We start from the raw sequence: 11,768 nt of genomic DNA on the forward strand, positions 1-11,768 counted from the left end.
CCGAGCCCGCACGTCCCGAGCTCTACCTCACCGCCTGACCACCACCCACCCTCAGGAAGCAACGGAATGACACCACGCCACGGGACTTGACCAGCGGGGCGGCGGACGGGCGTGGGGGTGGCCGCGACTAGAGTGGAGTGGAGGCTCTGACTGCACGCGAAAGGGAGAGTGTTTCACGTGAAACAGCCCGAGAACGCAGAGGCCGCGACATCCTTCTCGTTCGATGACACGCCCCTGGCCCGGGAACTCGCAGATCTCTCAGCGCGACGCCGCGCTCTCGAGACCACGACCGTCGAACTCACCGGACGCACGCGCGTGCTCACCGTCTCCAATCAGAAGGGCGGCGTCGGCAAGACGACGACGACCGTCAACATCGCCGCATCGCTCGCGGCCGTGGGAGCACGGGTGCTCGTCGTCGACCTCGACCCACAGGGCAATGCGTCGACGGCACTGGGCGTTCCCCACACGGCGGACACTCCGTCGGTCTACGACGTGCTGATCGACGAGTTCCCCCTCGCAGACATCATCCAGACGAGCCCCGAGTCGCCGAACCTGCTCTGCGCCCCGAGCACGATCCACCTCGCCGGTGCGGAGATCGAACTCGTGTCGCAGGTCGCTCGCGAGCACCGCCTCCGCACAGCACTCGACGACTACCTCGAGCGTCTCGACGAGCGTCTCGATTTCGTCCTGATCGACTGTCCGCCATCGCTCGGACTGCTCACGATCAACGCCTTCACGGCCGCGCACGAGCTGCTCATCCCGATCCAATGCGAGTACTACGCCCTCGAGGGGCTGAGCCAGTTGCTCGGCACGGTGCGGATGATCCAGAAGCACCTCAACCCGCGTCTCTATCTCTCGACGATCCTGCTCACGATGTACGACGCGCGGACGCGTCTCGCGCAGCAGGTCGCCGACGAAGTCCGTCAGCACTTCCCCAAGGAGGTGCTGCAGACCGTCATCCCGAGGTCCGTCCGCGTCTCGGAGGCGCCGAGTTTCGGCCAGACGGTCATCGCTTACGATGGGCAGTCGGCCGGCGCGATCGCGTATCGCGAAGCAGCCGTCGAGATCATCGCGCACGACACAGCACACCAGAATGAAGGGGGTTCCTGATGGCCAAGCGCACAGGACTGGGCCGAGGTATCGGAGCCCTCATCCCGACCAGCGAAGCAAACGACGAGCGTCCGGTCGACGTTCTCTTCCCGCGCGGCGCGGCAACCGCGACCGCCGTCGCCGAGCCCGAGGATGACGACCTCGAGCAGCTGCTCGAGGTTCCGGGAGCGCGTCTCGCGCACATCGATCCGCACTCGATCGTGCCGAATCCGCGCCAGCCGCGCACGCACTTCGATGCCGAAGACCTCGCGGAGCTCGTGCACAGCGTGCGTGAGTTCGGCGTGCTGCAGCCCGTCGTCGTGCGCGACACCGGCGACGGCAGCTACGAGCTCATCATGGGCGAGCGCCGTACCCGCGCCGCTCGCGAGGCGGGGCTCGACTCGATCCCCGCGGTCATCCGCGACACGGCCGACGAGCACCTCCTCCGCGACGCACTCCTCGAGAACCTGCACCGCAGCCAGCTCAACCCGCTCGAAGAGGCGTCGGCGTATCAGCAGCTTCTCGAGGATTTCGGCATCACGCAGGAAGAGCTCGCTTCGCGCATCGGACGCTCGCGGCCGCAGATCAGCAACACGATCCGCCTGCTCAAGCTGCCCGTCCCCGTTCAGCAGCGCGTCGCGGCAGGCGTGCTGACCGCGGGTCACGCGCGCGCCATCCTGTCGCTCGAAGACGCAGACTCGATGCAGAAGCTCGCCGACAAGATCGTCAACGAAGACCTTTCCGTGCGTGCCGCCGAGGCGGCTGCGAAGGCTCCGGATGCCGGCCGCCTGCGCACTCCGAAACCGCAGGCCGGTTCCCGCCGGGCACACCTCGACGAGGTCGCTGAGCGGCTCGGCGATCGGCTGAACACGCGGGTGCGGATCGCGCTCACGGCCAAGAAAGGCCAGATCAGCATAGACTTCGCGAGCATCCAGGATCTGAACCGGATCCTCGAGGAGATCGGCGAGAGCGGGTACGGAGGGGTCTGAGCCCGAAGCCCCACGGCATCCCCGGCGTCGACCCCTCGACAAGCTCGGGGACCACTCCTCGACAAGCTGGCGACCATTCCTCGACGGGCTCGGGAACCGACGCGCAGGTTCGGCTACTGCCTGGCCTGCGAGCCCTCGCCAGGCTTGAGGGACAGGGTCGTCGACAGTGCAGCCGCGCGTCGCCGCAGCATCGACGCCTCAGCGTCGTTGCCCGGGAGGTCCGCGGCACGGAGGAAGGCCGCATGCGCGGCATCCGCTCTCCCGAGGCGCTCCAGCAGCTCGGCTCGCACGCCGTGGAACGGGCGGAACCCCGACAACTCGGGTTCGAGCTCGTCGACGAGTGGAAGCGCCACCTCGGGCCCGTCGAGCATCGAGACCGCGACGGCACGGTTCAGGCGGACGACGGGTGACGGAGCGAGCGTGAGCAGCGCATCGTAGAGCGACACGATGCGGCCCCAGTCGGTGTCGTCGGCTGAGGGCGCGACAGCATGGCATTCGGCGACGGCTGCCTGCAGCCCGTAGTAGCCGAGCCCACGGTCGAACGACTCCGCTTTCGCCAATGCCGCGCGTCCGCGCTCGATCGCCGAGCGGTCCCATCGCGAGCGGTCCTGTTCGGCGAGGGTCAAGGGCAGCCCGTCATCGTCCGTGCGCGCGGCGAAGCGCGACGACTGGAACTCCATCAGAGCCGTCAGTGCGTACACCTCGGGCTCGTGGGGTGCGAGTGCGGCGAGCTGGCGCGCGAGACGGACGGCCTCGCGCGCGACGTCGGGGCGCACGGGGTGGTCTCCATCGGCCGGCGCGTAGCCCTCGGTGAAGAGCAGGTAGACGACCTGCAGGACACTGGCGAGCCGGGCCGGGCGCTCGGCGCGGTCGGGGATCTCGAAGCGGACATCCGCATCGGCGAGTGTGCGCTTCGCGCGGACGATCCGCTGCTGGACGGTCGGCACCGAGAGGAGCATGACGCGCGCGATCTGCTCCGTTGTGAGACCGGCGACGGTGCGCAGGGTCAGCGCCAAGCGCGCGGCGGGCGTGAGCACGGGGTGACACGCCACGAAGACGAGGCGCAACACATCGTCGTCGATGCGATCGGGATCGCCCGCTGCTTCCACGGGGTCGAGCCGCTCGGCGAGCAGGGCATCATGGCCGAGAGCGTCCACCCGCTGTTCGAGACGCTCCCGGCGCCGCCATCCGTCTATCGCACGACGCTTGGCGACGGTGAGGAGCCACGCGCCCGGATTCTCAGGAATCCCGGCGCTCGGCCAAGAGGCCAGCGCCTCGAGGAGCGCCTCCTGCGCGAGATCCTCGGCCCACGCGAAATCGCCCGTGTGCCGCGTCAGGGCGGCCACGATGCGTGCCGACTCGGAGCGCCATACTGCCTCAACAGCGCGGCGCGCGTGCGCGGATTCGCTCACCGCGGAACCTCCCGCTCGCGAACCCGCGCGTCGGGGGCGCCCCGTAGGGTGGAGGAATGGCGACGCACGACGACACCCCCCGCAGGAGGGCGAGCCTCGAGTTGCTGCGGGCCGAGGCGGCCGACGAACTGTCGGTGCTCGTGCACGAGCGACTGCGCGCCGGCGAAGACCCGTGGGAGTTCATGGAAGAGCTCCCGACGGTCGACGAGCTCGTCGTGTTCACGCTGCGCGCCGAGAACATCCAGGCCGACGGGGGTGTCCGCCCCAACGCCGCGCGCCACTATCGCGTCCTCCGTCAGATCGCGCTCGACTATCCGCCGCTCACCCGCGCGGTCTGGCGACTCCTCGGAGACGCCAACACGCACCGCCGCTGGGATGCGGTGGTGCGTGCCGACGCGTCGTAGTCGCGACATCCGCTCGAGCCCCGAGCGCCGTCAGGCGTTCGCTGCCCGCCACTCCTGCGCCTTCGTGGCCCACTCGCGGACGGACTCGTCCTGCTCGTCGGATTCGAAGTCGGCGAACTCGTTGACCCGACGCACCTCGAGGGCCGTACCCGGTCCGAGCGGGCACTTGCGGGCCCAGTGCTCGGCCTCCTCACGGCTCGCGACCTCGAGGATCCAGAATCCGGTGAAGATCTCCCGAGCCTCCGCGTAGGGACCGTCGGTGACGACGGGCGGCTGCGACGAGAAATCGACGCGGAAGCCCTCGCTCGCGTCGGACAGGCCCTCGGCCGTGAGGAAGACCCCGGCCTTCTGCAGCTCTTCGTTGTAGGTCCCCATCGCGGCGATCACCTGGGCCATGTCGAGTTCTTCGGCCGCCCGGGCGGCGGCTTCGGGCTCGACCTGCATGATCAGCATCCAGCGCATTTCTCACTCCTCGAAGTCAGCGGACGTGTCGTCCGGAACGAGCCGCTCGGCCCGCTCACCCTGTGCGTCGAACGAACGGGGCCGATATCGACATCCTCTGCGAAATTGCTGGAGGAATCGATCCCGGAGATGCGGAAAGCCCCGGTGGTCGGGGATTGACTCCACCGACCACCGGGGCTTCGGAAAGCGCAGGTCCTTACGCGAGGTAGGGCGCGAGATCCTGCTCGAGCGCGAACTTCGGCTTGGCGCCGATGATCGTCGTCTCGACCTCGCCCTTGTTGAACACCTTCATCGCGGGGATCGAGGTGATCTGGTACTTCATCGCGAGATCGGGGTTCTCGTCGACGTTGAGTTTGAGGATCGTGATCTTGTCGGGGTTCTCGGCCTGGATCTGGTCGAGAATGGGCGACACCATGCGGCACGGTCCGCACCACTCGGCCCAGAAGTCGACGAGGATCGGGCCATCGGCCTGGAGGACGTCCTCGGCCCAGCTGCTCGAGTTCGTGGCCTTTGCGGTCATGTTGAGGTTTCTCCTTAGATAGAAGCGTCGATTGCGGTAACGCGAGGGCGCCGGGAGATGTTCCCGGCGCGGATCAGGCCCTGACCTCGGCGAGGCCTTCGATCTGGTCGCCGACGACGTCGGGCGCGCCGGCCTCGCCGAGCGACGCCAGGAAGTGTTCGACGTCGAGAGCGGCGACCGTGCCGGTGCCCGCGGCCGTGACGGCCTGACGGTAGGTGGGGTCGATGACGTCGCCTGCCGCGAACACGCCGTGCTGCGACGTGCGCGACGACCGGCCGTCGACCCAGATGGTTCCGGCGGAGGTGAGCTCGAGCTTGTCGTGCACGAGGTGCGTGCGGGGGTCGTTGCCGATCGCGACGAAGACACCCTCGAGCGGCAGCTCGGTGAGCGTGCCGTCGACCGTCGAGCGCAGCACGACACCCGTGACGGCCTCGTCGCCGACGATGTCGGCGACCTCGCTGTTCCACACGAACTCGATCTTCGGGTTCGCGAAGGCGCGCTCCTGCATGATCTTGGAGGCGCGCAGCTCCTCGCGACGGTGGATCACGTAGACCTTCGACGCGAACTTCGTGAGGAACGTGGCCTCCTCCATCGCGGAGTCACCGCCGCCGACCACGGCGATGGCACGCTCGCGGAAGAAGAAGCCGTCGCAGGTGGCGCAGTACGAGACGCCGCGGCCGGAGAGGCGCTCCTCGCCGGCGATGCCGATCTTGCGGTGCGCGGAGCCGGTCGCGTAGATGAGCGACGTGGCCTCGTGCACAGCTCCGCTACCCAGCGTGACGCGCTTGACAGGACCCGAGATGTCGAGGTCGACGACGTCGTCGTACACGACCTCGGCGCCGAACCGTTCGGCCTGCTCCTGCATCTTGGTCATGAGGTCGGGACCCTGGATTCCCTCGGGGAAGCCCGGGAAGTTCTCGACATCGGTCGTGTTCATGAGCTCGCCGCCGGCCTCGACCGAGCTCGCGATGACGAGCGGCTCGAGGTTGGCGCGGGCGGCATAGATGGCCGCCGTGTAGCCCGCAGGACCGGAACCGATGATGATGACGTGACGCACGTCAGCCCCCTTGAATGACTTTTCGGATGACTCAACCCATGGTAAGCGCGGCGTATTCCGCGCCATCGCCGCGTGACGCGGGTTGACGGAAACAGTCCGTCGTGTCAGCGCCGCAGCACGCGGCGGACCATCGGACCCACGACGGCGAGCTCGGGAGCCCGCAGGATCCAGAGCATGCCGAGGTAGACGAGCGAGGCGACGGCTCCGATGACAGCGGTGCCGATCGCCCCGAGGAGGCGGTCGGACACGGTCCACCCCTCCACTCCCCCGAGGAGGAGGAACGTGAGCCATCCGGCGCCGGCCGCGGGGATGGCAGCGAGGACGAAGCGGCCGAGCGACAGCATCCATCCCCCGACGCCGATCCCGCCGAGGCGGCGGTGCAGCAGCCACGTCGCGACGACGACCTGGATGGTGCTCGAGATCGACTGACCCAGGGCGACACCGGCCGCGAGGTACTCGACGTGGAGCACCGCCTGCGCGACGAGCGCCATCGCGACCACGAGCGCCGTCTGCAGGAGCGTGAAGAGGAAAGGTGTGCGCGTGTCGTCGTAGGCGTAGAAGGTGCGCTGCACGACGAACAGCACCGCGAGCGGCACGAGCGACACGAGGAAGCAGACCAGCACGAGCGCAGCCTGCTGCGCCTGCGACGGCGAGTTCGTGAAGATCCGGGAGGCCGGGATGGATGCCACGGCCAGCGCCGCCGTCGCGAGCACGGTGAACAAGCCGAGGGTGCGGATGCTGCTGCCGATGTCGGCGCGGACGTCGTCGTCGCGGCCGGCGTGGGCGTGCTCGCTGAGGCGGGTGAAGTACGGAGTGCCGATCGAGAGCACGATGACCGAGTACGGGAGCATGAAGATCAGCCACGCGTTCTGCGACGCGAACACCGATGCCCCGTCACCGGACGCACTGGAGAGCACCCGGGACTGCACGAGTCCGGCCAACTGGCCGGCGACCACCATGAGGAAGGTCCAGCCGGCGAGCCGGCCGAGGTGGTTGAGCCCGACGCCGCGCCAGCGGAAGTCGGGGCGAAGGTGCAGCCCTGCGCGGCGCCAGAAGAAGAGGAGCAGGAGGGTCTGCAGCACGATGCCGGCGGTCGCGGTTCCCGCGAGGAGCGCGATCATGCCGTCGGTCCACTCCGAGACGATCGACTGATCGGGGCCGAACAGCAGGATGAAGACGACGAAGCCGGCGATCGAGACGAGGTTGTTGACGATCGGAGCCCACGTGTAGGGGCCGAACACGCGCCGCGCGTTGAGGATCTCTCCGAGGAGGGCGAAAAGGCCGTAGAAGAAGATCTGCGGCAGGCACCAATAGGCGAAGGCCGTCGCGAGGGCGAGCTGCTCGCTCCCGTAGTGGGGCGCGTACAGCGCGACGAGCCACGGGGCGACCACCATGGCGATCGCGGTGGTTCCGAGGAGCACGACCGTGCCGAGGGTCAGGAGCTTCGACGTGAACGCGTGGCCGCCGTCGGCGTGCGCCGCCGCCCGGACGATCTGCGGCACGATGACGGCGGTCAGCAGGCCCGTCGAGATGATCGCGTAGATGTTGTTGGGCAGCTGATTGGCGACGGCGAACGCGTCACCGGCCTCACTGCCGACCGACCCGATCGCCGCGACGAGCACGATCGTGCGGAGCAGCCCCGTGAGGCGGGAGACGATCGTGCCCGCGCCGATCAGGGCGCTCGCGCGCGCGATGCCGCTCATGAGCGGGGCTCCTCTGAATCCACCGCGTCGGGCTCCGGCTCGGCGGTGTCGGCGGGCTCGGCCGCGTCGGCGATGGCCGCGGTGTCGGCGGGCTCGGGCGCGGTGCCGGCGGTTGGCTCCGCGGGTTCGGTGGTGGCATCCGTCTTCCTGCGCGCTCGGCGGCGCAGAACCGTGCGGACGACGCCGACGGCGACGAAGAGCACGGCGAGCACGGCGAGGACGATGATGCCGATGCCCTCCCAGTCGGCGCGGACGTGCACTTCGCGTGTCTGCGGGTCGCCGATGAGCACGCCGGTCGGGCTGCGCAGTTCGAGGGCGATCGTGACGTCGCCGCTGCCGATCTGCGCCTGGACGGGCACTTCGACGCGCGTGTTGCTCTGCGGCTGTGCGACGACCTGCGTCGTGCGCTGGACTTCGAGGCGGAGGTCGTCGGGGGTCGCGAAGAGCGTCACGTTGACGGGATACGGCAGGTCGTTGCGCACCCACACCGGGATCACGGCCCCCGAGGTGATGAGCTGGATGGGGCTCGCGCGGAGGATACCGACGGAGTCCAGCGTCGTCGCCGACTCCTCGCGGTGCGAGGCGAGGGCCGCCGTCCACCCGTCGGGTGTCGCGCGCCATTCGTTGCCGAGCAGCTGCAGGATCTCGGCGCGCTCCGGGCCCGTGATGGTGTTCGGGTTGTCGAGGATCGTGGCGAACTGTCCGAGGGCGTCCTCGTCCGAGACGAGAGCGGATGCCGCGGCGACGCGTGCCGCGTCGGGGGCGACGTCGGCCACCTCGACGCCATGCGGGCTCGCGTTGGCGAGGGTTCCGAGCGTCACCGCCGCGACCGAGGGTGCCTCGAGGGCGGCGGAGATCGCTGTGCGCAGTGCCACGCGGGAGCGGTCTTCGCCACGGTCGACCGTCACGAGGAGCGGGGTCCCGCCCGTGGCGGCGACGGCGAAGGAGAGGTATGCCGTCGCAGCGGCGAGGTGCGCACCGCGCAGGGGGGCGGCATCCATCGTCGACGCGGCGTGCAGCTCGCGAGAGATCGCCGAGTCGTACACCAGGACAGGATCGTCGCCGTCCGCGCCGCGCGCGGCGACCGTCGCACCCTCCGACCCGGTGTCCGTCGACGTCGACGCGATGAGTGTGAGGCCCTGCTGGTCATCGACCGTGACGCCGCCGAGCGCCTCGACGACATCGCCCCCGGCCGTTCCCGTCGCCGGCCAGAACACGCCCGCGCGTGCTGTGCCGATGTCGAGCAGCGCGGAGTTGTCGGGGTAGACGGGGACCGTCGGGTCGGTCGGCGGGGTCGCCGTCGCCGTCGGGCCGGGCGTCGCCGTCGAGCTGGGCGCGGGCAGGAAGTCCGCGGGATCCATGTAGGACTGCAAAGACGCGGGCTTGAGAGGCGGCACGATCCCCGCCTTCACCTGTGCCGCCACGTCGGCATCGCCGAACTGCAGCGCGAAGCGCGTGTTGGGCAGAGCCTCGAGCCGCGTGAGCCATGCGGTGGCTGTCTCGGGCGCGGATGTGCCCAGTACGCGTATCGCAGCCGCGATCGCGGGGTCGACGGCGAGGATCGCATCGGTGCCCGCCACGGCGTCGAGCTGGTTCGTCAGCGAGCCCTCCGGACCGGTGAGGTCCTGAAGTTCGTCGCTTGTGAGCAGGCCCTCAGCGGTCGCGTCGGCGGTGACCGGCACCACGACGCCGATGCCGATCGGACCGATCGCGGCGTCCGGGACCACGACGACGCTCGTCGCGGTATACACGCCGGCGGCGGTCGTGAGGGTCGCCAGCACGGGGTACGCTCCGGGCGCGAGCCCCGTGATCGGCTGCTCGGTGATGACGCCCTGCGTCTGCGAGTCGCCGGCATCGACGGACACGAAGGGGATCGACGCGACCTCGGAGAGCGAGTCGTCGTCGACTCCGCCCGCGAGCCACGCGTCGAGCGCGACGCGGTCGGCGAGCCGCTGCGATCCGAGGCTCACTGAGACGGTGCCGACGGGGGTCGCCGCGACGGTGTCGTTGGTGAGCGTGACGGATGCCGTGAGGTGATCGCCGTCGTGGAGCACGCCGTTGGAGATGGGCGCGAGGGTCAGCACGGGGTTCGCGGCCACGGGCGACGGCGTGGGGGTCGGCGACGGCGTCGACGACGCGAGGGGGACGGATGCCTGCGCCGGCACCGCGGCGAGGGGGGTCAGGAGCACCGCCACGAGACCCGCGACCGCCGCGAGAGACGCGCGTCTCCTCCGCGCGCGCGGCACGGAAGGCGGTGGGGACTGAATCATGTGGGGGTTCGCTCCTGTGCGATTCCGGACCGCACGATCGTTGCGATTCTACGGGCGCACTCTCTGAGGCCCCCGTGCATGGGCGGTGGTTCGTGGAGCGGGGCGGGGTGGATCGGCCCCGCGTGGCGAGGGTTGAATGGAGGCCGTGCCCGCACTCCCCCTTCCCGAGCCCGACGCCGCGCTGTGCGCGGCCCTCGCCGACGACCTGCGCGACGCCGGCTTCCACGCCGCGACCATCCGCGCGCTGTGGGGACCGACAGCCGACGACGCCATCGTCCGCGGGCTGCGCTTCCCCGCCCTGGCAGCGATCCAGGGCGATGACGGAGGGCTCGCGGTCCTCGCCCGGCTGTTCGTGCTCGCCATGCCGCAGCCGCCGTCGCGCGTCGACGCGGCGCTGCCCCGCTCACGCGCCGAAGGACTCGTACGACTGGGGCTCGCCGAGGGGCGAGAGGACGGCATCCACCCCCTCGCGCTGCTGCGACCGCAGTCGTTCGCAGACGCGCACGGCGACGGTGGCTGGTGGATCGCGAGCGATCTCGACGAGGCCGCGCTCGGCGGTCCGCTGCCCGAGGATCATGTCCTCGGCGTCGGCGGCGCGTCTCTGACGCTCGCAGGCCTGCAGCTGCCGACCCCGGCGCACCGTGGACTCGACATCGGCACGGGATGCGGCATCCAGGCCCTTCGCGCCCGCCGCGACGTCGACGAGGTCGTCGCGACCGACGTCTCCCGGCGCGCTCTGCGATTCGCACGACTCAACGCGCTGCTCAATGCCGTCGACGGCATAGATCTGCGGGAAGGCAGTCTCTTCGACCCGGTTCGGGGCGAGACGTTCGACCGCATCGCGTCGAATCCGCCGTTCGTCATCACTCCCCGCGCGGCAGAAGTACCCGCATACGAGTATCGCGACGGCGGCATGATCGGCGACGATCTGGTCGCCGCCTTCGTGCGGCAGGTCGGCGAGCACCTCGAACCGGACGGGGTCGCACAGCTGCTCGGCAATTGGGAGACCCGCTCCGGCGTGGACGGACTCGACCGGGTGCGGGAGTGGGTCGCGTCGTCTCCCGTGTCATTGGACGCGTGGGTCGTCGAACGGGAGCGTCTCGAACCCCTCGCGTATGCGGAGCTCTGGATCCGGGACGGCGGCACGGTGCCCGGGAGCCCCGCTTTCGCGCGGCTCGCGTCGGCATGGCTCCAGGACTTCGCCGACCGCGACGTCTCGGCGGTCGGCTTCGGATACATCCTGCTGCGCCGGCCCGCCGATGCAGCGCCCACGCTCTCGCGGTACGAGCGGGTCGGCGAATCGCTCGGGGCGACTCCGGGAGGCCTCGGCCGGCACCTGGCCGACGCGCTCGCAGCGCACGACCGCCTCGCGGCGCTCGACGATTCGGGGCTCGCGGCATCCACTCTGCTGGTCTCACCCGATGTGACCGAGGCGCGGCACCATCTGCCCGGCAGCGACGCGCCGAGCGTCATCGAGCTGCGTCAGGGAGGTGGGTTCGGGCGCACGCTCGAGGTCGATCCGGCTCTGGCGGCGCTCGTCGGCGCGTGTGACGGCGACCTCGCGGTCGGGGCGCTGATCGACGCGATCGCGGAGCTGCTCGAGGTCGATGCCACGGCGCTTCGCGACGATCTGCTGCCCCGCGTGCGGGAGCTCGCCTTCACCGGATTCCTCCTGCTCGACTGAACCGGACATGCCGTCCGACTCCTGCGGCGAGTGTTGACAACTCGCGCGCAGTGGGGCCAGAGTTTCGTCTGATTGGGGAATCGCGGCGCTTCTGCCGTCTGTTTGGGGTCTGCGTTCGGGCGCAGATGCTTCGGGATTCCTGTCATGTCCCACACCGCCATGCGCGGAGGAGCACCAC

The 11,768-nt window shown here is 69.9% G+C and carries 10 protein-coding genes; 4 read left to right on the forward strand and 6 right to left on the reverse strand.

The window, feature by feature from the left end; genetic code table 11:
- Positions 1-177 precede the first annotated feature (177 nt).
- A complete protein-coding gene (locus tag ACH3VR_RS20925; protein ID WP_397558271.1) occupies positions 178-1,110 on the forward strand; it encodes a ParA family protein in 933 nt (310 codons plus the stop codon).
- Positions 1,110-2,078 carry a ParB/RepB/Spo0J family partition protein gene (locus tag ACH3VR_RS20930; protein ID WP_397558272.1) on the forward strand — a complete coding sequence of 323 codons (969 nt, stop codon included), beginning with the start codon at positions 1,110-1,112 and terminating at the stop codon, positions 2,076-2,078. Before ACH3VR_RS20925 ends, ACH3VR_RS20930 begins: the two co-directional genes overlap by 1 nt.
- Positions 2,079-2,191: 113 nt before the next feature.
- Here the strand turns inward: ACH3VR_RS20930 and ACH3VR_RS20935 are convergent, their stop codons facing one another.
- The gene (locus ACH3VR_RS20935; RefSeq protein ID WP_397558273.1) at positions 2,192-3,490 is read right to left on the reverse strand and encodes an RNA polymerase sigma factor; all 1,299 of its coding nucleotides are present in this window, start codon (positions 3,488-3,490) and stop codon (positions 2,192-2,194) included.
- Between the two features lie 56 nt (positions 3,491-3,546).
- Between ACH3VR_RS20935 and ACH3VR_RS20940 the strand changes: the two genes are divergently transcribed.
- Positions 3,547-3,894 carry a tryptophan synthase subunit alpha gene (locus ACH3VR_RS20940; protein WP_397558274.1) on the forward strand — a complete coding sequence of 116 codons (348 nt, stop codon included), beginning with the start codon at positions 3,547-3,549 and terminating at the stop codon, positions 3,892-3,894.
- Between the two features lie 30 nt (positions 3,895-3,924).
- Here the strand turns inward: ACH3VR_RS20940 and ACH3VR_RS20945 are convergent, their stop codons facing one another.
- From ACH3VR_RS20945 to ACH3VR_RS20965, 5 genes are all read right to left on the reverse strand, one after another.
- Positions 3,925-4,356 (reverse strand): YciI family protein, encoded by a 432-nt coding sequence (locus ACH3VR_RS20945; RefSeq protein ID WP_397558275.1) that lies wholly within the window; start codon positions 4,354-4,356, stop codon positions 3,925-3,927.
- A 196-nt stretch (positions 4,357-4,552) separates the two neighbouring features.
- Entirely contained in the window at positions 4,553-4,876 is a 324-nt protein-coding gene (gene trxA, locus ACH3VR_RS20950; RefSeq protein ID WP_397558276.1) for a thioredoxin, read from the reverse strand.
- 73 nt (positions 4,877-4,949) lie between these two features.
- Positions 4,950-5,933 carry a thioredoxin-disulfide reductase gene (gene trxB / locus ACH3VR_RS20955; protein WP_397558277.1) on the reverse strand — a complete coding sequence of 328 codons (984 nt, stop codon included), beginning with the start codon at positions 5,931-5,933 and terminating at the stop codon, positions 4,950-4,952.
- Positions 5,934-6,037: 104 nt separating this feature from the next.
- Positions 6,038-7,636 carry a murein biosynthesis integral membrane protein MurJ gene (murJ, locus tag ACH3VR_RS20960; RefSeq protein WP_397558278.1) on the reverse strand — a complete coding sequence of 533 codons (1,599 nt, stop codon included), beginning with the start codon at positions 7,634-7,636 and terminating at the stop codon, positions 6,038-6,040.
- Entirely contained in the window at positions 7,633-9,906 is a 2,274-nt protein-coding gene (locus ACH3VR_RS20965) for a DUF6049 family protein (RefSeq protein WP_397558279.1), read from the reverse strand. The genes murJ and ACH3VR_RS20965 overlap by 4 nt, the downstream gene beginning before the upstream one ends.
- Before the next feature lie 136 nt (positions 9,907-10,042).
- Here ACH3VR_RS20965 and ACH3VR_RS20970 point away from each other — a divergent pair, with 136 nt between their 5' ends.
- The gene (locus ACH3VR_RS20970) at positions 10,043-11,590 is read left to right on the forward strand and encodes a DUF7059 domain-containing protein (protein ID WP_397558280.1); all 1,548 of its coding nucleotides are present in this window, start codon (positions 10,043-10,045) and stop codon (positions 11,588-11,590) included.
- The last annotated feature ends 178 nt before the right edge of the window (positions 11,591-11,768 follow it).

This window comes from Microbacterium alkaliflavum, assembly GCF_044325405.1.
In the GTDB taxonomy this organism is placed as follows: Bacteria; Actinomycetota; Actinomycetes; order Actinomycetales; family Microbacteriaceae; genus Microbacterium; species Microbacterium alkaliflavum.